Below are 20296 nucleotides of genomic sequence, written 5' to 3' on the forward strand. Positions count from 1 at the left end.
GGCTTTAGCCCTGAAAGCCGCAAGGCTTGAATCCATCCTTCCGCCCCAGCCATTTTAGAAAGCTCATAGCCTTTGGCATGAGCTGCTGGAAAAGGATTTTTAGCTAGCAGGGTTTTAAACCAGCCCTGACGCTGTAGTAACAGCATGTTTTAAGTTCGTCGCACTAACTGGAGCGGCACACCGACCAAAAGCTTATACAACTAAGCTATCGGTTTCGGTGCATAGCACTGAAGCTACACAGACCCACAGCCCACAACAGCCACAAGCAGGATACCCATCGTGTCTACGTTAATGATTTTTACCGGTAACGCTAACCCCGAACTGGCTCAAAAAGTTAGCGATCAGCTACACATCCCGCTGGGTGACGCCGACGTTAGTCAATTCAGCGATGGTGAAATCGCCGTAGAAATTAACGAGAACGTGCGTGGTGCTGATGTCTTTATCATTCAATCTACCTGCGCTCCCACCAATGATAACTTGATGGAATTGATCGTTATGATCGATGCCCTACGCCGCGCTTCTGCTGGCCGAGTTACTGCGGTAGTGCCTTACTTCGGCTATGCCCGCCAAGATCGCCGCGTACGCTCTTCACGTGTACCCATTAGCGCCAAAGTCGTTGCCGACATGATGACAGGCGTAGGTGTAGACCGCGTATTAACCGTCGATTTACACGCCGAGCAAATTCAGGGCTTTTTTGATGTACCCGTAGATAACGTTTACGGCTCACCAGTACTGTTAGACGATATCACTAAACAAAACTACGAAAACATTGTAGTTGTTTCACCCGATATAGGCGGCGTAGTTCGTGCCCGCGCCGTGGCCAAGCAATTAGATGATTGCGACCTAGCCATCATAGACAAGCGCCGCCCACAAGCTAACGAAGCGCAAGTCATGCACATCATCGGTGAAGTAGAAGGCCGCACCTGCATACTAGTCGACGATATGGTCGATACCGCTGGCACACTATGTAAAGCTGCCGAAGCACTTAAAGAGCACGGCGCTAAAAAGGTTGTAGCCTACTGTACCCACCCTGTACTTTCAGGCAACGCCCTAAACAACTTAAAAAACTCAGCACTGGATGAGCTAGTCGTTACCGACACCATTCCGCTGAGCGAAGAAGCCAAAAACCTAGGCAATATACGCCAGTTATCTATGGCTTACTTACTCGCTGAGTCGGTACGCCGAGTCAGCAACGAAGAGTCGATTAGCGCACTCTTCCGCTAAATACTGCTTAGCCACAGCAATAAGGCTAAACAAAAGGGACAGTTTTTATACACTGTCCCTTTTGCCGTTTTAAGTTAAAGCCTAAAACGGCGTAACAAATACCGTTTGCCAGCAGACATAAAGCTACTGGCAAACACTAAAAGAGGCGACTTAACCCCAGTGTTAACACCCTCGCAACCCTCACCAAACGCCGGTCGCAGGCCTTGGTGAGCTTCGCTACTATAGGAGACATATTATGTCTGGCGAATTTACTTTAGACGCACAAACCAGAACAGACTTAGGGAAAGGTGCGAGCCGCCGCCTACGTCGTCTGGACAACAAAGTATTAGGCATCATTTACGGTGGTGGCAAAAAGAAGCCTGCCCCTATCATGGTTGCTGAAAACGAAATCGTTAAGCTTGCTAACAACGAAGCGTTTTTCACTAGCTTAATCACTTTAAACCTTGATGGTAAAGCTGAGCAGGTAGTTGTTAAAGACGTACAACGTCACCCCGCTAAAGAAACCTTCATGCACGTTGATTTTATGCGCGTAAGTGCTAAAACCAAAATCACCATGCACGTACCTTTACACTTCATCAATGAAGAAAGCTGCCCAGGCGTTAAGCTACAAGGCGGTAAAGCCAACCACGCATTGAACGACATCGAAGTTTCTTGCTTACCTAAAGACCTACCCGAGTTTATCGAAGTAGACCTAGGTGCATTAAACGCTGGCGAAAACATCCACCTTTCTGACCTTAAGCTACCTAAAGGCGTAGAAAGCGTTGCATTAAGCCACGGTGAAGATCACGACCTGTTAGTTTGTGCTGTAAACGTACCTCGCGGCGCTGCCGGCGATGACGAAGCAGAAGCTGAAGGCGATGCAGAAGCCAAAGCAGAAGGCGGCGAAGAGTAATCTCGCCCCTTTAGCTCACGCTAAGTAACACAATAAGGCCCCGACATTGAGTGCAATTGAACTTATCGTTGGCCTGGGTAACCCAGGCCGTGAATACGAAGAGACGCGCCACAATGCCGGGGCCTTATTTGTTAGCGAGCTGGCTAGGCAATATAACGCCACGCTCAAATCCGAAGCCAAGTTTTTTGGCGACACCGCCCGCATCAACTTAGTTGATAGCCTAGGCAAGAGCCACGATGTGCGCTTATTAATTCCCAGCACCTTTATGAACCGCAGCGGGCTAGCCATCGCAGCCATGGCCAGCTTTTATAAAGTTGCTCCCGAAAAAATTCTTGTTGCCCACGACGAACTAGATATAGACGCAGGCACCGCACGCTTTAAACAAGGCTGCGGCCACGGCGGCCACAATGGCCTGCGCGACACCATTGCCAAACTGGGTAACAACAAAAATTTTCACCGCCTGCGTATAGGCATAGGTCACCCCGGCTCGGCCGACAAAGTGACCGGCTACGTGCTCAACAAAGCACCCGCCAAAGAACATCAAATGATGATGGATATTATTGACGATAGTATTCGCGCGCTACCCCACGCCTTAGCTGGCGACTGGGCTAAAGCCATGCACCACTTACACAGCATAAAAGCCTAAGGCTTTTACTCGATAGCGTTACACAGACAACAGGAACAGACCATGGGTTTTAATTGCGGCATAGTTGGCCTACCCAACGTAGGTAAATCAACCTTATTTAACGCCTTAACCAAGGCCGGCATAGGTGCAGAAAACTTTCCCTTTTGCACCATAGAACCCAATGCCGGCATAGTACCCATCCCCGACCCACGTCAGGACGCCTTAGCTGCCATCGTCAAACCCGAAAAAACCATCGCCACTACCATGGAATTTGTGGATATTGCAGGGCTAGTTGAAGGTGCCTCCAAAGGCGAGGGCCTGGGCAATAAATTTTTAGCCAATATACGCGAAACCGACGCCATCGCCCACGTAGTGCGCTGTTTTGAAGACGACAACGTCATCCATGTCGCCAACAAAATCGACCCCGCTGACGACATAGGCATAATCAACATAGAGCTGGCCATGGCCGACCTAGAAAGCTGCCAAAAACAACTGCAGCGTGTCACCCGTGTCGCCAAAGGCGGCGATAAAGAAGCCAGCGCCCAAAAAGCGCTATTAGAGAAACTTATCCCTCATTTAGAAGAAGGCCACCCCGCCCGCGCTATGAGCTTTAGCGAAGCTGAGCAAGAAACCCTGCCCAGCCTGCACCTATTGACCATCAAGCCCACCATGTACATCGCCAACGTCGATGAAGAGGGCTTTGACAACAATCCCCACCTAGACACGGTAAAAGCCATAGCCGCCGAAGAAAACGCCATCGTGGTGGTTATTTGCAACAAACTAGAAGCCGAAATTGCCGAACTGGATGACGAAGAAAAAGCCGAGTTCCTAGCCGACCTAGGCATGGAAGAACCTGGGCTAGATCGCGTTATACGCGCCGGCTACGAACTACTAGGCCTACATACCTACTTCACCGCCGGTGTTAAAGAAGTACGTGCTTGGACCATACCCAAAGGCGCCACTGCCCCAGAAGCCGCAGGCGTAATACACACCGACTTTCAGCGCGGCTTTATCAAAGCCGAAGTAATGTCCTACGACGACTTTATCACCTACAACGGCGAACAGGGCGCAAAAGAAGCCGGCAAGCTACGCCTAGAAGGCAAAGAGTACATCGTCAAAGACGGCGACGTCATACACTTTAAATTTAACGTTTAAAAGCGCAGAAAGGCGATCTAACGGCTTGACAACAAGCGAGCAGATCGCCAGAATACGCGCCTCTTGAATGAGCTGCTTGCAGACTTATTCACAAAGTTTTAGCAAGGTCGCTGAACTTAAGGGATAGTGTTAGAGCACATCACCCGCGTTGATAGGGAATAATCAAAAAACAAGTTTTGGCAAGGTAGCTCAGTTGGTTAGAGCACATCACTCATAATGATGGGGTCGGCGGTTCGAATCCGCCCCTTGCTACCATTACAAAAAAGGCTCACCCAAAGGGTGGGCCTTTTTTGTAATGGTCAGCCAGAGACAGAATCGAGTTTAAGCCCCGGTTCGACCAATTTCGCTTACAGCGGAATTGGAACAAGCCGCTAAAGCGGCACAGCCCCGCAGGGGTGATAAAAGCCTAAAGCTTTTATCATTCATCCGCCCCGAATTAATATACCCAAACCAACAGCAGGCTCACACTCTTTATAGGGTGGGCCTTTTTTGTAATGGCCGCCAGAGGCGGAAACGAGTTTAATGCCCCGGTTCGACAAACTGTGTCTACGACACAGTTTGAACGCCAGCTTTCCATGGCGCCCCGCAGGGGTGATAAAAGCCTAAAGCTTTTATCATTCATCCGCCCCGAATTAATATGCCCAAACCAACAGCAGGCTCACACTCCTTATAGGGTGGGCCTTTTTTGTAATGGTCAGCCAGAGACAGAATCGAGTTTAAGCCCCGGTTCGACAAACTGTGTCTACGACACAGTTTGAACGCCAGCTTTCCATGGCGCCCCGCAGGGGTGATAAAAGCCTAAAGCTTTTATCATTCATCCGCCCCGAATTAATATACCCAAACCAACAGCAGCCTCACACTCCTTATAGGATGGGCCTTTTTTGTAATGGTCAGTCAGAGACAGAATCGAGTTTAAGCCCCGGTTCGACCAATTTCGCTTACAGCGGAATTGGAACAAGCCGCTAAAGCGGCGCAGCCCCGCAGGGGTGATAAAAGCCTAAAGCTTTTATCATTCATCCGCCCCGAATTAATATACCCAAACCAACAGCAGGCTCACACTCCTTATAGGGTGGGCCTTTTTTGTAATGGTAGCCAGAGGCGGAAACGAGTTTAAGCCCCGGTTCGACAAACTGTGTCTACGACACAGTTTGATACCCAATGCACTTCGTGGGGCATGCTAACGCCAGCTTTCCATGGCGCCCCGAAGGGGTGATAAAAGCCTCAAGCTTTTATCATTCATCCGCCCCGAATTAATATACCCAAACCAACAGCAGCCTCACACTCCTTATGGATGGCCCTTTTTTGTAATGGCCGCCAGAGACAGAATGGAGTTTAAGCACCAGCTCACAAAATCACCAACAGGCCAAATATTACCAATATTAACCCATGCACCCACCCGCAGAGTTTGCTAACGTAAGCTCATGCACCCCATACCCTCACCCTGCGTTAGAAACTGCTGCCTAAACAGCCAAGATATATGTTTGGGCTGCCTGCGCAGCTTGGATGAAATATTACTATGGGGCAAAGCCAGCGAGTTGCAAAAAGCTGAAATCATAAAAAACGTAGCTGCCCGCAAACGCCTAGCCCAGCAAAGCCACTCTAATCGCTGAGATCACCAACGCCATGCCCACTATTAAACGCTTATCTGGCTTTACCCTTATAGAAATCATTGTGGTCTTAGCCGTGATAGCCATATTGATGACCATGGCCATGCCCAACACCACTAACCGCGTTGCTCAAATGCACGTTAAAGAAAGCGTAGAGCTAATAGAGCCCTTTAAAAAACAGCTTAGCGATTACCACCGTTTCAACGGCAAGTTTCCAAGCAATAATAAAGCCGCGGGTATACCCGAGCCCGACAAAATTATGGGCAACTATGTCACCAGCGTAGAGCTAATAGACGGCGCTCTGCATTTAACCCTAGGGCATAAAGCGCATAAGCAATTACAGGGCAAGCTATTAAGTATTAGGCCAATCTATGTAGCAGGCTCACCCGGCAGCCCCATCTCTTGGGTATGTGGCTTTGATGAAGTACCCAAGGCCATGCAAGTGAGTGGCGATAATCTAACGGATGTAGAAATATTACAACTGCCCATCAGCTGCCGCTAAACAAAATCGCAGGCAAAAAAAACCGGCAATAGTTTTGCCGGTTTTTTTGATTTAAAGGCTGGGATACGGGTTAGTCGACAGCATCCAACTTTAAAGTGCTGAGGTTTTTCGCTCTAATCTCAGCCAATAACTCTGGGCTCTCTCTTAAGCTCTCGCCATAAGAGGGGATCATAGTTTTTAGCTTTTCCTTCCAACCCTGATTTTCCATTTGCTCGGCAAAGCAGCGTTCCAACACACTAATCATGGTTTGGGTGGAAGTAGAAGCACCCGGTGAGGCACCTAACAAGGCGGCTAATGAGCCATCCGCGCTGGCGACTATCTCAGTACCAAACTCCAGCTTACCTTTACCCTTTTCATCTTTCTTGATGATTTGCACACGCTTGCCGGCGTTGAGCAAAGTCCAATCCTCATCGCGAGCTTCGGGGTAGTATTGGCGTAGCGACTTCATACGTGAGCGCTGCGACTGCATGGCTTCACTAATCAAGTATTTGGTCAGCGACATATTATTTAGCCCCACCGACAACATAGGCTTTATGTTGTCGCCTTTAATGGATTTGGGTAAATCCATGTTGGAGCCTTCTTTTAAAAACTTGGTGGTAAAGCCCGCAAAGGGGCCAAACAACAATGCGGTTTCGCCACCTATATTACGGGTGTCCAAGTGCGGCACCGACATAGGCGGCGCACCGATGGCAGCCTTGCCATACACCTTGGCATTATGTTGTTTAACCACCTCAGGATTGGTACAGACCAACCACTGACCACTGACGGGGAATCCACCGTAGCCGCGGCCCTCTTTAATTTTGGATTTTTGCAGCAATCGTACTGCGCCACCGCCCGCACCCAAAAATAAAAATTTGGTACGCACAAAGCGACGCTTACCCGTGATGTTATTTTTTAATAGCACCGTCCAGCCGCCGGTGGGTATGGGTTTCATATTCACCGCCGAGTGACCCAGCATTAAGTCAAAACTATCCTGCGATTGCAGGTGGCGTATCATGGTTCTGGCCAAGGCGCCAAAATCAACATCGGCACCGCGCTCTACCTTGGTAGCCGCTACTGGCTCGCCGTCTTTACGTCCATTCATCACCAAGGGCATCCACTGCTGGATTAACTCCGGGTCTTCGCTGTACTGCATACCGGCAAACTGGTGATCCTTGCTCATCAGTTCATAGCGCTGGCGCAAAAACTCTACGTTTTTTTGCCCCCAAACAAAGCTGAGGTGCGGCGTGCGATTGATGAATTTTTTGGGATCGGGCATAACGCCACTATTGACCAAATACGTCCAAAACTGCTGGCTGATTTCAAAGGCCGCGTTAATTTCTTTGGCCTTAGTAATATCCACCTTACCGTCGGTTTCAGGTGTGTAGTTCAGCTCGCAGTAAGCAGCGTGACCAGTACCGGCGTTATTCCAGCCATAAGTACTTTCTACCGCCACATCGGCTAAGCGCTCGACTACAGCCACCTTCAACGTGGGATCTAATTGGTTTAACAGGGTGGCCAACGTGGAGCTCATCGCTCCGGCCCCCACTAATAATGCATCGACTATTTTTGCCATAATGAATTCTAGGCGTTTCCGCCCACCTATAAGTTTTTGGGGGGCGAATTATACGTTTTTTGCAGCTATAAATCTCAGCTAATCTTCAAGCAATAAGCCATAAAACAGCGTTTTTATGTCCGATTTTAACCAGTTATAGCGGCTCCCCATGGCGATTAAACAAAGCTCAGACTAAAATCACTTTTTAAGCATATTTTCGCTATACTGGGCCGCCGTAATAAACACAGCACCGACCATGACGCTCACCGCTCAACAACAGCAAATCATTCATCAGCAACTAGGCCGCACACCACGAGGCATAGTCAAGATTGCTGCCGAAACTGCTAACGGCATCCCTTTAGTATTACAAATGCGCTCGCTGGTTGATGACCAACCATTCCCCACGCTGTACTGGCTAAGCTCCAAAACCCTAGCCAAGGCCATAGGCACTATAGAAACCCAGGGCTGGGTTAAAACCATAGAGCAACGCCTACAAGAGGATGAGCTGCTGCGTGAACAATTTTTACAAAACCAGCGCGACTACGTTAACAGCCGCTGGCAAAAAATGGATAACGAGGATAAAGCGCGTATAGAGCAACTAGGTTTTAGCCCCTTGTATGAGCAATACGGTATAGGGGGAATAACCCAATGGGATAAGGTGCGCTGCCTGCATATGCAGTACGCCCACCATTTAGCCGAGCACAATGTGATAGGGGCGTTAATGGATGAAGAGTTTCAACTCAATGAATTGGCAATAGAAATCTAGCCTCTAGCCTCTAGCCTCTAAAAAGTTTCATGCAAACTTATTACAACTTGTAGCTTGCCACTGCTCTAATAGCCCTAGCTATTAGAGCTTCAGCCCTCCCCCCAACGATTAACCACACCTACATCGATATCAAATAAATCCAAGGTGCGGCCCACGCTGTGATCGACTATATCAGCCACTGTTTTGGGCTCGGCATAAAAGCCCGGTAAAGGGGGTGCAATTATCGCCCCCATTTCCGACAGTGCCGTCATGGTACGCAGATGGCCGGTATGAAAAGGCGTTTCCCTTACCATTAGCACCAATTTGCGCCGCTCTTTTAACATCACATCGGCAGCGCGGGTCAGCAAGTTAGAAGTAACCCCGGTGGCTATCTCCGACATGCTGCGCACCGAGCAGGGCGCCACCACCATGCCCATGTTTTTAAAGGAGCCACTGGCTATAGCCGCCCCTACATTTTTTACCGCATGCACTTCATCAGCCAAGGCCTGTACATCGGCTACTTTTAACTCGCTCTCATAACTCAGCGTTAGCTCGGCAGATTTTGTCATCACTAAATGGGTTTCTATAGCAGTAGGTTTTAGCAGCTCCAATAAACGAATACCGTAAACCACGCCTGAGGCGCCTGAAATCCCTACTATTAACCGCTGTTTTGCCATGAGCTTAACCTTTATACCGCCACATTCACTGAAACGCCTTTATAACAGGATCACAGCATAGTTCAATGGCTGCCTTAACGCTTGTTTCAGCCTAGCGCTTACCATAAGCTTAGCCCCTGATAGTTATGCACTGCCCCCCTGTATTTTTTGCTTTGGAAATCACAATTGAATGGAAAGCCCAGAAACCTATAACCGCGTCAGTCAAATTGAAAGCACCTTCACTCACAACAGCTTAAAATGGCTGAAAACCTTATCACTGTTAAGCCTAGTTGTTGTTGCCGGATTGACCTATACCCAACAACTGGATTTAAGCCTGGGGCTATTACTGGGCACAGGAGCACTACTCATAGCCCTGTTGCTATGGCGTATTATTATTAGCCGCAGCCGGCGCTGTCGTTTTTGCGGTGGTGAGCTGCACTATATTAATCGCGAGATGATACTCAATAGTCACTACCTAGCTATGCAAGGGGTTAAACAAGGCGACTATTACTACGCCAGAAGTGATTGGGCCAAAAAACATTCGCCTACAGGCTGGGCCAAAATTTCACACCGCGCGCAAGCCTGCCACTATTGCCGCATCTCCAAAGAGGGCTATAGCGCTCATCAACAAGCGGCTAGCGAACAAGAGCTACAAGCCTTAAAACTCACTGCTAAATCGCGCTGAAACCAGCAAAACCGCGCTGCAGGCACAAAAATAGATGCAGTTCACAACAGCGCTAGCCACAAGCACGCTAACAGCCTCTATACTTACATTCTCAATACTTATAGCCCTGTACTTAGCAGCATAATAACAACGCTAACAATAATGGTATTTCCAGCCCCACCCCATGGTGAGCAATAAGCGAATGAAAAACCCTTTTTTAAAGCAACTGCCCCTAGCAGTGAAATTATCTATGATGATTTCACTGCTAGTGATAGCTGGGGTTTCTATATTGAGCACCATAACGCTCAATAAACAACATACAATTCAAAGCCAACAAATTAATGATTTCAGCATAGCCATGGCCAAACAATTAGCCAGCGCCATGCGCGAACCGCTGTTTACCGACGACAGCCTGTCTATGCAGCTAATGATTAATAACTTTGCCCAACTGCCTCGTGTGGTTGCGGCTGCCGCGGTAGACAACCAGCAACAACTTTTGGCGCAAAGTGAAGGCAGCTCTATCAGCCGCGAAACCATTGCTTACTTCACTCAAACCATTGAGCTATCCCTCAACAGTATTAGCCAAGCGCAAGATAACGGCATAGTCCATGCCGCCAGCCCTATAGAGTTTAATAATAAAACCGGCGGCTACGTGGTTATAGCCTTAGAAACTCACATGCTCTCCAGCATATACCAACACACCTTAAAACTACTGCTGTGGGTTAGCGGCGGTATTATTTTATTGGGACTGTTGGCGGCCTATTTTATTAGCCAGCATATATCCAACCCCATCAAGCAAATTATCAATGCTGCCCAAAGAATGTCACACGGCAGCTTAGAGCGCATAGAAGAACGCCGCAATGACGAGCTGGGCCAGCTTATAGGCACTATTAATAAAATGAGCGACGGCCTGATTAGAAAGCAACAAGTGGAATCTTTGTTAGATCGCTTTTTAGCCAAAGATGTAGCCAGCCAGTTATTGCAACAACTAGACACCGTAGAGGTCAAAGGCGAGCGAGTTGATGCCACGGTGCTATTTGCTGATATTGTGGGTTTTACCAGCCTGTCAGAGCAGCTTAGCCCCGAAAAAGTCGCCGAGCTGCTTAATGAATATTTCTCCTATTTTACCCTGTGCGCCAATATGTACTTTGGCAGCATCGATAAATTTATCGGCGACTGTGCCATGGTGGTATTTGGCGCACCTAAGAAAAATGCACAACACCAATTTCACGCCATCGCCTGTGCCATATTAATGCAAAAGCTCACAGCAGCCCTCAACCAGCGCCGCCGCAGGCAACAACTACCAGAGATTAAGCTCAGCATAGGCATTAATAGCGGCCCTATGCTGGCGGGGGTACTGGGCAATCAAAAGCGTATGGAATATACCGTAGTCGGTGATAGTGTTAACCTAGCCTCCAGGCTGTGCAGCGAGGCTGGCTCTGGCGAAATACTCACCACCTATGCCGCTTGCCAGCAAGCCCTAGAGAGCAATAAAATTTCCGCGAGCAAATACAAAGCACTGCGTGTGCGCGGCAAAGAGAAGCAGGTAAAAACCTATCTTATTAATGATATTGCTCGCGAATACCAACTCAGTATGGATAGCCTGATTGAAGATATACTCTCTCAAAGCACTCACCACAGCGAGCACTAGCGCTAAAATCCTACTGCTGGTTATTTACCTGCTGCTAATCAGCGCCTGTAGCTCGGTGCAATATTGGGGGCTAAACCCGCCGCAAAAACTGTCGGCACTGCTGGCCGAGCACAAATACCAACTTGCCCTACAGCTCATAGATCAAAGCCCCAGCGATACCGATCATTACCACTACCTGCAACAACAGCGCGACGCCGTGGTAAAACAGCAGCAACAATATATCAACCAAACCCTTAGCAACAGCCAGCAGCTGCAACAGCGCTATCTCTGGCCCCAAGCCTTGGACCTTATTCAGCAGGCCCTAGCCAACAACCCCGAATCCAGTGCCTTAACAGCCGCCCTGCAACAAGCTCAAAGCCAGCAGCAGCATTTTATCCAGCAGCAAAAAATTCAGCTCGCTAAGCTGGAAGCCCCGGCCCTGCAACAAGCGCAAGCAATTATAGAGCCCTTGCTATTAGCTGACCCCAAGCAAGCAGACTATGTCACCATACAACAGCTCAACCGCCTGCGCTCCCTGCACCACCTGCCCATTTTGAGTGCTGCCGCGGAAGCGGCCATCGCCCAGCAGCAATGGCAGGAGGCGCAAAGCCTATTGACCGCCGCGCAACAACTGCCGCTGCAGACCGACCTGAAAGAACTAAGCAATACAGTTAATAAAAAATTAAACCTGGCCGCACAACAACAAAGGCAATCGGCCTTAGCGCAACAACGGCAAATAGCTGCTGAACTGGCCCAAAGCCTGGATCAACTCATACAAGAGCAGCAGTGGCCGGAAATTAAAACCATAGCAACCGCCCTAGCACAGCAGGATACGCTTACTGAGCACGAGCTCAGCCTGCTCAATAAAGCCCAGCAATCACTGAGCCAGCACCTAGCGCGCATCATCAACCAAGGCCAACTGCACTACACCAAAGGCGAGCTGCAGGAAGCCATCAACTACTGGCTGGAGGCCTTGCAGCTCTCCCCGGAAGACAATAATCTCAAGCAGCGCTTAGAGCGTGCCCTGCGCTTTAAGCAAAATATCGATAATTTACCCTAGCCAGAAAAAACACTAAAAAATTTCACAGTTCTCAAGCTAATTAACAAGCTGCCGCTATACTATGTAGTCATCGTTATATTCTTAGACACGATGGACAAATAACATTCAGCCCTCATAGCTGTAGATAACTCGCATAGGCCCTAAATCATGACTGGATCATCCATCTCCGCCCGCATAGCAGTACCTGTCGCTCTGGTTGGCGTAGTATTACTTATACTAGGCTGGCTACTATTGCCGGAAACACTGAGCGCAGCGACGGTATTAATATTAATGGCAGCTGTCGTCATCGTGCTGTGTATAGCCACTTGGCTATTTACTCAGCAATGCTTAGCTAGGCGCCTAGCCCAGTTGCATAACTATATAGAGCTACTCGCCAGTAGCGAGCGCGCCCCTAGCGCCAACCCTGAAGATGACGGTAGCGACGAGTTAAGCCGCCTGACTCACTCCTTGGTGGGCTTTGTACAACAGCTGCGTGAGGTTATGAGCCACCTCAACGATAACGCCAAGTTAGTACACGACAGCTATACCGAGCAAACACATAAAATGACCCATTCGGTCAACCAGCTGCAACACAGCACCAGCGAGTTAGATGATGTCTCTAGCTCTATACAGCAAGTAGCCTCAACCTCTATCTCACTATCGGAAAATGCCGGTGAAATAGCCTCCACCGTGCGCGAAGTCGCCGATATGATAGAGCACGGTAGCCAGGCCTCCAGTAGCAATCAAAACTCTATGAGCACGCTAGCGAATACGGTAGAAAGCATGACCGAAAACGTTGCCCAGCTGCAGGAAGAGAGTGCCCAGATAGGCTCAGTACTGGATGTTATAGGCAGCATCGCCGAGCAAACCAACCTATTAGCACTTAACGCAGCCATAGAAGCCGCCAGAGCGGGCGAGCAGGGCCGCGGCTTTGCCGTGGTAGCCGACGAGGTGCGCGCCCTGGCACACCGTACCCAAGAGGCCACGGTAGAAATTCAAAATATGGTAGAAGGCTTACAAGGCAAAGCTCAAGCAGCTGTAAAAGCCATGGAGCAAGGCCGCGAGCTTAGCAACAACAGCCTAGAGCAAAGCCGTAACATCGAGCAGCTACTGCAAAAAATCCACGACGTAATTAGCACGGTAACTCAGCTGACCAACCAAATTGCCGATGGCACCAATACCCAAACCACTGCCACCGATCAAATTAATCAACGCATGCACGCCATTGCTGACCAGGGCCGCGAAGTCAGTGCCAACCTCAGCGCCATTGCTGAAAAAACACTGGATCAACAAGATTCATCTCTTAAAACCGATGAGCTACTAAAGCGCATCTGCATCTAAATTTATCGCGCTAGCACAGTGCAAAGGCGAGCTTAGTAACAGGCTCGCCTTTTTTTATGCCCCCACGCTACACCCAGCCAGGGGCAAATAAGTAAATATTGTGCAACCAGCCAGCTGGCCGTAGCCATAGCTGGCAATTGTTATTACCCTTAAGTCATGCGCATACAACAAAAATTATTTTTAACCCTGCTAAGCACCTGCATCTGCCTGGTGATTTTGATGTTTGCCTTTATGCGCTGGAGCGTCGATAGGGGTATGCTGGAATATGTGAATACCCGCGAAGCCAATCAATTAGCACCAATACTGCAACAACTGGCTAACAGCTACGAGCACTATCAAGGCTGGGAAAACATCCCGCAGCCACGACACTTTTTTCGCCAGCTGCTACACCAACAGCGGCAACTACACGGCCGGGATCATGACAACAAGCCGCCCAAAGAACCGTACGACAGCCCCAAATCCAGGCCGCCTAATATTGCGATTTTAAACGCGCAGCAACAGCTTGTTTTTGGCCGCTATCACAACAGTAAAGATTACCAATTATTGCCTATACGCTCGCAGCAGCAAATCGTTGGCTGGCTGGCCAGGCCGCAAAAAAAGTTTATTAGCAAAGGCTTCGAACTCGCCTTTGTAGAAAAGCAAACCGAAACCCTGGCCTTAATTAGTCTGTTAGTTTGCGCGCTGGCCATGCTGATTAGCTTTCCTCTGGCTCGCCATTTTGTCAATCCCATACGCCAACTCACCCATGCCCTGCATCGCTTAACGCAAGGCGATTATCAAAACCAACAAGATACACAACACCTGCAACAACGTCGCGACGAACTAGGTGGCCTAGCCCAAGATATACATAGCCTGGCGGCCACCCTGAATAAAAATGAGCAATTGCGTAAGCAATGGCTGGCCGATACCTCCCACGAACTGCGCACCCCGGTAAGTATTTTATTAGCCGAAATTGAAGCCATGCTAGATGAAATCAGGCCAATTACTAAAAACAATTTGCAATCACTGCAGCAGGAAACCCTGCAATTAAAAAAACTAATCGACGACCTGCACACCTTAAACAGCGCTAACTTAGGCAGCCTGCACTATCACAAACAAAACACAGACCTATGCGCCCTCATCCAACAGCAATGCGACTTACATCAGCAATCTCTCAAGCAAAAATCGATAGGCATTAGCTGCAAGCTGCCCAGCCAGGCCATACACTGCTATATCGATCGCAGCCGTATAGCCCAGCTATTGGATAATATCTTGGCCAACTGTAAGCACTACTGCCCCGCCAACAGTGAAGTATTGATAACAGTACGCAGCGAACAGCAGCAGGCGATCATTGACATCGCCGACAATGGCCCCGGCGTACCCGACGAGGCTCTAGCTCATTTATTTGACTCACTCTATAGAGTAGAGCACTCGCGCAATCGCAGCACCGGCGGCTCGGGTTTAGGTTTGGCCATATGCCAGCGCATAGTCGCAGCCCACGACGGCCATATAGTGGCCAAGCATGCCGCACAGGGCGGGCTATTAATAGAAATTACCTTACCCTTAAGCAGCACGTAAACAGGCCATGAGCACAGCACATATTTTAATTGTTGAAGACGAACCCAAACTCTCACAACTATTATCAGAGTATTTTCAGCAAAGCGGTTTTAGCTGCCACTGCCTAGGCCATGGCGATGCGGTATTGCCCTGGTTGCAACAACAGCATGCCGACGCCATTATTTTAGATTTAATGCTACCCGGCATGGATGGCTTAAGCCTATGCAAAGCCATACGCCAGTTTTCAAATACACCTATTTTAATTACCACCGCCAAGGTAGAAGAGATAGACCGTTTATTGGGCTTGGAGCTAGGCGCTGATGATTATATTTGTAAGCCCTATAGCATGCGCGAGGTGGTGGCCCGCGTAAAAGCCGTGTTACGCAGGCTTTACCCGCAAGAACAAGCCAGTTTGGAATTTGAGCTGAACCCACAACAACAATGTCTAAACTTCCAGCAACAGAGCCTGCATTTCACCACCGTAGAATTTCAATTGCTCAAGCAGCTGGCTGAGCAGCCAGGACGTATTTTTAGCCGCAGCCAACTCATGGATGGCATGTACCAAGATCACCGCGTAGTCAGCGATAGAACCATAGATAGCCATATTAAAAAATTGCGTAAAAAACTACACCGGCACTACCCACAGTATCAATTTATACACGCTATATACGGCGCTGGTTACCGCTTTGAGCTAACTCCTACCGAATAGATAGCTAGTCTCACAATACTTAATTCAGCCATTTTTCTTGCACAGTTGCTTTTTACACTAGCCCCTCAACCCCAAGCATTAGGAGCTAACATGAAACAACTTATTACCTTTATCGCCATCGCTGTACTTAGCCTACCCAGCTACGCCCATAGCGACAGAAATCCCGAGCAACACATGGATAAACTAGCCAAAAGGCTAGAGCTCAATGAGCAGCAACAACAGCAGGTAGCAGCCATACTGAAACAAAGCCATGAACAACATAAAGCCTTAAAGGAAAGCACTCACGAGCAACTCAGCAACGTGCTCAGCGCGGAGCAATTGGAAAAAATGGAAAAGATGCACGACAAGCGTCGCCATAAGCATAAGCGCGATAAAGACTAAGCCTTATCACTGCAACCCGGTGCCCACCATAGACAGCGGGTTGCAGTATTTTGTTAACAGGCTAGCGCTATAGCAATTATTCTTTGTCTAAGGCCTGCTCCGACTCTAAACGCTGGCGCTTTAATTGATTACTCTGGCCTTTAACTATGTGCTGGATTAGCAACTCTTGGTCATTATCACTAATATTGGCAAAATTAACCCGCACAAAATAAGCACTCTCAGCCTCTTCCGCAGGGCTGCAGGCTACCACTTCGGCTAATGCCACTATATGCAGCTCACCTGGGCTTAGCAGTAAATCTAATTGTATATGCCTACCTACCGGCAGCGATTCATCACAGGGAAAAGCCATGCCACAGGCACTAACATTTACCTGCTTCAGGGTGTAGGCCACTCGCTGCATTAGGCCTGCATCTATATCCATTTGTTGAATCACAAAGTTCAGCTTTTTATTCACTAGATCTATTAATTCCGCCGCCAAGGGTGCCTGTATACGGCAGGCATCTAATAAGGTTTGGATACGATTATCAAAGTTGGCTGCATAGTTAATGCCGCCATGATCCTTACTGGCCTGCTCGGAAAAAGCTGCGGCCTCGGCCTCGCCCAATAGGCGGTAAGAAACTCTTAGGTTTTCGTCAATGCGAAAGTAACGGCGACGCTCATCGTTCATAATTATTCTCTATGCTGGTCTGCTGTACGCTATGATCTTAGTAAAAACGGCTTAAAAAATCTCATCGGGCCTGAGGTCAAATAACACTTCGTCATCTAACTGCAAAGAGTCATATAACTCTTTGTCTTCATGCTTTAACACTTCTATTTCTTCTTTTAAATCTTCGTCTATGCCCTGCTGCACGACAATTTCAACCCGGCGGTTTTTAGCTCGACCTTCGGGCGTATCATTGCTATCCACTGGCCGCACGTCACCAAAGCCGGCAATACGAAAGCGTTCAGGTTTTAAAATTCCGCCAGAAAATAATTCGTGAGCTACCGACACCGCTCGGCTGGTAGATAACTCCCAGTTAGAGCGAAACCGTGATGACTGTATAGGAATATTATCGGTATGCCCCTCAACTGTAATAGTGCCTTTTTTTGTGGCCAATACATTACGTACTTCTTGCAGCAGCGGAATATAATCATCAGCTAAACGCGCCGAACCCGAAATAAACGAACCGTGCTCGCGTATGCGCAATACAATTTTACGCCCAACCGTTTCTATCTCTACTTCGCCTTCAGCAATTTGCTTGCTCAGCGCCTTGGCTAAATCCAGCGCGTCATTTTCAGTTTCCTGAATTAGCTGCTGGATTTTTTCAGCGACTACCACCGGCATTTGCACGCCGGCCTGTTTGTCATCGCTGCCGGCTTCTACTTCGTACTGCTCAGCACATTCCACCTCTAGGGACAGCTCAGTCATATCATCAGTGCGCTGGTAGATTTCATTAATAGGGGTAGGTTCGGGGCGACCGGGGCTAAACTCCTGGGCGATTACACTGGTGCCTTTGGGCGGGTCTTTAACATCCAGTTTATTTTGCACACCAAAGGCCTGTGCCATAGACCCCGCCAAACGCTTAAACTTCATCGCATCCATCTCAGCAAAAGACAGCAGCAATACAAAGAAACACATTAATAGCGACATCAAATCCGCAAAGGTGCCCATCCACCCGGGGGCACCGGGGGGCGGGCATTTGGGGCAATCCTGCTCATCACTCATGTTATTACCCGCGCCTTATTTATTCGTCATCAGCGCTGCCGCGCTTAGATGCTGGTAAATAATTGCGCAACATGGAATCTATTACTCTAGGGTTTTGGCCGCCTTGTATGGCCAGTAAGGCATCGATCACCAAGCTTTTAACCATGCTCTCTTCACCGCGGCGCAGGCTCAACTTATCAGCAATAGGTATGGCCACCATATTCGCCAACATCGCACCGTACAGCGTGGTTAATAGGGCTACCGCCATGGCTGGACCTATGGACTTGGGGTCATCCATATTAGAAAGCATGGCTACCAGACCTACCAGCGTACCTATCATACCCATGGCGGGGGCAACATCGCCTAGCGCCGAAAAAATAGTCGCGCCGGTTTCGTGCCGCTCTACTGCCTTGTTCATATCTTTGCCTAATAGGTCTTTCACCACCTCTGGGTCGTGGCCATCTACCAATAGCTGTATGCCGTCTTGCAAAAAGTCATTACTCACCTCCTTGCCCTCCAGCGACAGCAAACCGCCTTTACGCGCCACATCCGCCAGTTCGACAATCTCATCGATTAACTCAGCAGGATCAGAGGTTTTAAACATAAAGGCTTTGGCCGCAACTTTACCCGCGCCTAAAAAAGTCGACAGACCAAACTTCGCCATCACCACAAAAATACTGCCGACGATAACAATCAGCACCGATGGAATATCGACAAACATCAAGACGCCGCCACTCAGCGCCATCGCGGTGATAATAATCACCATGGCACCTAGCATCCCTATAATCGTTGCTAAATCCACTCTCTACTCCCCATTATTGATCTAACCATGGCCAGCCATTTAGCCACTGCCATTAATACCTTAATACAGCCATCTTATGCGGCCAGTTAAACCTCAGCTTTTAACCCTTGGCCCCAAGCTGATTATCCCCCGAGTATAGCGAGAGATAAACTGCCGCGCCCTAAAAGATGTCGCTAACAAACTTAATTTATCGCCTAAAAACCCTAAAACCTCTACAGAATAGCGGCGTAATGACCGCAAGCTTTAATTTTTATGCTTTCTGCGCTTAGGGATACCTCTATGCTTAATCAAGCTTTATAATCACAGCCCACACTATTATAAACAGCAATCAGCATACCCGCGGGGGCTCAACATGGCGAAAGCCAAAAAAACCATTAACTTTGAGAAAACCCTGGATCAACTGGAAGAACTGGTTGAAGACATGGAGCACGGCGACCTAAGCCTGGAAGAATCTTTAAAAGCCTTTGAAAAAGGTATAAAGCTCACCCGCGATTGCCAATCGGCGCTCAACGAAGCCGAACAAAAAGTACAAATATTAATCGAAGAAAACAACGAGCTCAGCGCCCACGACTTTGACGACGACCTCGAATGAGCGACACCTTTAAGCTTTTTTTACAAAACAGCCAGCAGCGGGTAGAGGCTGCCCTGAGCGCACAACTCAGCCACTCCTTAAGCAACAGCCAACAACAACCCTTGTTGCAACGGCTGCACGATGCCATGCACTACAGCCTGTTTAATGGTGGCAAACGGGTGCGCCCCATGCTGGTATACGCGGCTGCACAAGCCATTAACAGCCATAGTGATGCGCAAGATTTAGACAAGGCCGCCAGTGCCATAGAAATGATACACAGCTACTCGCTGGTGCACGACGACCTGCCCGCCATGGACGACGACGACCTCAGGCGCGGCAAGCCCACCTGCCATATCGCCTATGATGAGGCCACCGCCATACTCGCGGGCGATGCCCTGCAGGCTTTAGCCTTTGAGCAACTAGCCAGCCTTAACAGCAGCAGCGACACCCGCGTTGCCCTAATACGCCGCCTTAGCCAAGCAGCTGGCCCCTTGGGCATGGTGGGTGGCCAAGCCATAGACCTGGCCTCGGTCAACCAGCAAATAGACCTGCCGCAGTTACAGACTTTGCACCAGCTCAAAACCGGCGCGCTGATTCGCGCCGCTGTCAGCATGGGCGCCACCGTGGCCGGAGCCAGTGCCGCACAACTTAGCGCGCTAGATGATTATGCCAGCGCTATAGGTCTGGCCTTTCAAGTCACCGACGACATACTGGATATAGAAAGCGACACCGAAACCTTGGGCAAACAACAAGGCGCCGACCTCGCCCTAAACAAGCCCACCTACCCAGCACTGTTGGGTTTAGCAGGCGCTAAAGAGAAGGCCCAGCAATTGCAGCAGCAGGCGCTGCAAGCACTGGCCGGTTTTGATCAGGCAGCCCAGCCGCTACGCGACTTAGCGGCCTATATAATAACTAGAAAACACTAAGCTTTAGAGTGAGTTAGCCCTAACATTTCACAGGTAATTACTGCCTCTTTAGGCTACAATGCCGCTCCGGCCC

General features: G+C 49.1%; 21 protein-coding genes and 1 tRNA gene. 17 read left to right on the forward strand and 5 right to left on the reverse strand.

The features are described from left to right. The first annotated feature begins 291 nt into the window (after positions 1-291). From NO559_RS01850 to NO559_RS01880, 7 genes are all read left to right on the forward strand, one after another. Positions 292-1224 carry a ribose-phosphate pyrophosphokinase gene (locus tag NO559_RS01850; RefSeq protein ID WP_309149050.1) on the forward strand — a complete coding sequence of 311 codons (933 nt, stop codon included), beginning with the start codon at positions 292-294 and terminating at the stop codon, positions 1222-1224. Between the two features lie 235 nt (positions 1225-1459). After that, positions 1460-2116 (forward strand): 50S ribosomal protein L25/general stress protein Ctc, encoded by a 657-nt coding sequence (locus NO559_RS01855; RefSeq protein ID WP_258330072.1) that lies wholly within the window; start codon positions 1460-1462, stop codon positions 2114-2116. Between the two features lie 46 nt (positions 2117-2162). After that, positions 2163-2762: an aminoacyl-tRNA hydrolase gene (gene pth, locus NO559_RS01860; RefSeq protein WP_258330073.1), complete on the forward strand. Its 600-nt coding sequence runs from the start codon at positions 2163-2165 to the stop codon at positions 2760-2762. Between the two features lie 42 nt (positions 2763-2804). Then, the gene (gene ychF, locus NO559_RS01865) at positions 2805-3896 is read left to right on the forward strand and encodes a redox-regulated ATPase YchF (protein ID WP_258330074.1); all 1092 of its coding nucleotides are present in this window, start codon (positions 2805-2807) and stop codon (positions 3894-3896) included. A 178-nt stretch (positions 3897-4074) separates the two neighbouring features. Then, positions 4075-4151, forward strand: a tRNA-Met gene (locus NO559_RS01870). A 1166-nt stretch (positions 4152-5317) separates the two neighbouring features. Further along, positions 5318-5506, forward strand: a complete 189-nt coding sequence (locus NO559_RS01875) for a DUF1289 domain-containing protein (RefSeq protein ID WP_258330075.1) — start codon at positions 5318-5320, stop codon at positions 5504-5506. 13 nt (positions 5507-5519) lie between these two features. Then, a complete protein-coding gene (locus NO559_RS01880; RefSeq protein WP_258330076.1) occupies positions 5520-6005 on the forward strand; it encodes a pilin in 486 nt (161 codons plus the stop codon). A 70-nt stretch (positions 6006-6075) separates the two neighbouring features. Here the strand turns inward: NO559_RS01880 and mqo are convergent, their stop codons facing one another. Next, a complete protein-coding gene (gene mqo, locus NO559_RS01885; protein ID WP_258330077.1) occupies positions 6076-7560 on the reverse strand; it encodes a malate dehydrogenase (quinone) in 1485 nt (494 codons plus the stop codon). A 235-nt stretch (positions 7561-7795) separates the two neighbouring features. Between mqo and NO559_RS01890 the strand changes: the two genes are divergently transcribed. Then, positions 7796-8305 carry a DUF501 domain-containing protein gene (locus NO559_RS01890; protein WP_258330078.1) on the forward strand — a complete coding sequence of 170 codons (510 nt, stop codon included), beginning with the start codon at positions 7796-7798 and terminating at the stop codon, positions 8303-8305. An 89-nt stretch (positions 8306-8394) separates the two neighbouring features. Here NO559_RS01890 and NO559_RS01895 read toward each other — a convergent pair whose 3' ends face one another. Beyond that, a complete protein-coding gene (locus tag NO559_RS01895; RefSeq protein ID WP_258330079.1) occupies positions 8395-8961 on the reverse strand; it encodes a UbiX family flavin prenyltransferase in 567 nt (188 codons plus the stop codon). A 169-nt stretch (positions 8962-9130) separates the two neighbouring features. Here NO559_RS01895 and NO559_RS01900 point away from each other — a divergent pair, with 169 nt between their 5' ends. The 7 genes from NO559_RS01900 (at position 9131) to NO559_RS01930 (ending at position 16240) form a co-directional block, all read left to right on the forward strand. Further along, a complete protein-coding gene (locus NO559_RS01900; protein ID WP_258330080.1) occupies positions 9131-9625 on the forward strand; it encodes a hypothetical protein in 495 nt (164 codons plus the stop codon). A gap of 181 nt (positions 9626-9806) precedes the next feature. Further along, the gene (locus NO559_RS01905) at positions 9807-11255 is read left to right on the forward strand and encodes an adenylate/guanylate cyclase domain-containing protein (RefSeq protein ID WP_258330081.1); all 1449 of its coding nucleotides are present in this window, start codon (positions 9807-9809) and stop codon (positions 11253-11255) included. Next, the gene (locus NO559_RS01910) at positions 11212-12294 is read left to right on the forward strand and encodes a tetratricopeptide repeat protein (RefSeq protein WP_258330082.1); all 1083 of its coding nucleotides are present in this window, start codon (positions 11212-11214) and stop codon (positions 12292-12294) included. The genes NO559_RS01905 and NO559_RS01910 overlap by 44 nt, the downstream gene beginning before the upstream one ends. A 147-nt stretch (positions 12295-12441) precedes the next feature. Further along, the gene (locus NO559_RS16965; protein WP_309149048.1) at positions 12442-13614 is read left to right on the forward strand and encodes a methyl-accepting chemotaxis protein; all 1173 of its coding nucleotides are present in this window, start codon (positions 12442-12444) and stop codon (positions 13612-13614) included. Positions 13615-13770: 156 nt separating this feature from the next. Next, entirely contained in the window at positions 13771-15171 is a 1401-nt protein-coding gene (locus NO559_RS01920) for an ATP-binding protein (RefSeq protein WP_258330083.1), read from the forward strand. Between the two features lie 7 nt (positions 15172-15178). After that, entirely contained in the window at positions 15179-15859 is a 681-nt protein-coding gene (locus NO559_RS01925; RefSeq protein ID WP_258330084.1) for a response regulator, read from the forward strand. Positions 15860-15949: 90 nt separating this feature from the next. Further along, complete coding sequence (locus NO559_RS01930) at positions 15950-16240, forward strand: hypothetical protein (RefSeq protein WP_258330085.1); 291 nt, start codon at positions 15950-15952, stop codon at positions 16238-16240. Between the two features lie 76 nt (positions 16241-16316). On the opposite strand, the gene NO559_RS01935 is transcribed toward NO559_RS01930, so the two are convergent. Genes NO559_RS01935 through pomA form a run of 3 tightly spaced genes read right to left on the reverse strand, consistent with a single transcriptional unit; the run spans position 16317 to position 18726 of the window. Beyond that, positions 16317-16907 (reverse strand): PilZ domain-containing protein, encoded by a 591-nt coding sequence (locus NO559_RS01935; protein ID WP_258330086.1) that lies wholly within the window; start codon positions 16905-16907, stop codon positions 16317-16319. Between the two features lie 51 nt (positions 16908-16958). Further along, positions 16959-17945, reverse strand: a complete 987-nt coding sequence (locus NO559_RS01940; RefSeq protein WP_258330087.1) for a flagellar motor protein MotB — start codon at positions 17943-17945, stop codon at positions 16959-16961. Positions 17946-17964: 19 nt separating this feature from the next. Beyond that, positions 17965-18726: a flagellar motor protein PomA gene (pomA, locus tag NO559_RS01945; RefSeq protein WP_258330088.1), complete on the reverse strand. Its 762-nt coding sequence runs from the start codon at positions 18724-18726 to the stop codon at positions 17965-17967. 352 nt (positions 18727-19078) lie between these two features. On the opposite strand from pomA, the gene NO559_RS01950 reads away from it, so the two are divergent. Continuing rightward, positions 19079-19318 carry an exodeoxyribonuclease VII small subunit gene (locus NO559_RS01950; protein WP_258330089.1) on the forward strand — a complete coding sequence of 80 codons (240 nt, stop codon included), beginning with the start codon at positions 19079-19081 and terminating at the stop codon, positions 19316-19318. Continuing rightward, positions 19315-20223: a polyprenyl synthetase family protein gene (locus NO559_RS01955; protein ID WP_258330090.1), complete on the forward strand. Its 909-nt coding sequence runs from the start codon at positions 19315-19317 to the stop codon at positions 20221-20223. Before NO559_RS01950 ends, NO559_RS01955 begins: the two co-directional genes overlap by 4 nt. Positions 20224-20296: the final 73 nt, after the last annotated feature.

This window comes from Dasania sp. GY-MA-18, assembly GCF_024734385.1.
GTDB lineage: Bacteria > Pseudomonadota > Gammaproteobacteria > Pseudomonadales > Dasaniaceae > Dasania > Dasania phycosphaerae.

What these genes read in the sequence shown, in the direction of transcription:
- NO559_RS01920 (WP_258330083.1), top strand. Translation starts at nt 13,771, where the DNA reads ATGCGCATACAACAAAAATTATTTTTAACCCTGCTAAGCACCTGCATC.
- NO559_RS01880 (WP_258330076.1), top strand. Translation starts at nt 5,520, where the DNA reads ATGCCCACTATTAAACGCTTATCTGGCTTTACCCTTATAGAAATCATT.
- NO559_RS01925 (WP_258330084.1), top strand. Translation starts at nt 15,179, where the DNA reads ATGAGCACAGCACATATTTTAATTGTTGAAGACGAACCCAAACTCTCA.
- NO559_RS01905 (WP_258330081.1), top strand. Translation starts at nt 9,807, where the DNA reads ATGAAAAACCCTTTTTTAAAGCAACTGCCCCTAGCAGTGAAATTATCT.
- NO559_RS01940 (WP_258330087.1), bottom strand. Translation starts at nt 17,945, where the DNA reads ATGAGTGATGAGCAGGATTGCCCCAAATGCCCGCCCCCCGGTGCCCCC.
- NO559_RS01855 (WP_258330072.1), top strand. Translation starts at nt 1,460, where the DNA reads ATGTCTGGCGAATTTACTTTAGACGCACAAACCAGAACAGACTTAGGG.
- NO559_RS01955 (WP_258330090.1), top strand. Translation starts at nt 19,315, where the DNA reads ATGAGCGACACCTTTAAGCTTTTTTTACAAAACAGCCAGCAGCGGGTA.
- ychF (WP_258330074.1), top strand. Translation starts at nt 2,805, where the DNA reads ATGGGTTTTAATTGCGGCATAGTTGGCCTACCCAACGTAGGTAAATCA.
- NO559_RS01900 (WP_258330080.1), top strand. Translation starts at nt 9,131, where the DNA reads ATGGAAAGCCCAGAAACCTATAACCGCGTCAGTCAAATTGAAAGCACC.
- NO559_RS01935 (WP_258330086.1), bottom strand. Translation starts at nt 16,907, where the DNA reads ATGAACGATGAGCGTCGCCGTTACTTTCGCATTGACGAAAACCTAAGA.
- NO559_RS01890 (WP_258330078.1), top strand. Translation starts at nt 7,796, where the DNA reads ATGACGCTCACCGCTCAACAACAGCAAATCATTCATCAGCAACTAGGC.
- NO559_RS16965 (WP_309149048.1), top strand. Translation starts at nt 12,442, where the DNA reads ATGACTGGATCATCCATCTCCGCCCGCATAGCAGTACCTGTCGCTCTG.
- NO559_RS01895 (WP_258330079.1), bottom strand. Translation starts at nt 8,961, where the DNA reads ATGGCAAAACAGCGGTTAATAGTAGGGATTTCAGGCGCCTCAGGCGTG.
- NO559_RS01930 (WP_258330085.1), top strand. Translation starts at nt 15,950, where the DNA reads ATGAAACAACTTATTACCTTTATCGCCATCGCTGTACTTAGCCTACCC.
- NO559_RS01850 (WP_309149050.1), top strand. Translation starts at nt 292, where the DNA reads ATGATTTTTACCGGTAACGCTAACCCCGAACTGGCTCAAAAAGTTAGC.
- NO559_RS01950 (WP_258330089.1), top strand. Translation starts at nt 19,079, where the DNA reads ATGGCGAAAGCCAAAAAAACCATTAACTTTGAGAAAACCCTGGATCAA.
- NO559_RS01875 (WP_258330075.1), top strand. Translation starts at nt 5,318, where the DNA reads ATGCACCCCATACCCTCACCCTGCGTTAGAAACTGCTGCCTAAACAGC.
- mqo (WP_258330077.1), bottom strand. Translation starts at nt 7,560, where the DNA reads ATGGCAAAAATAGTCGATGCATTATTAGTGGGGGCCGGAGCGATGAGC.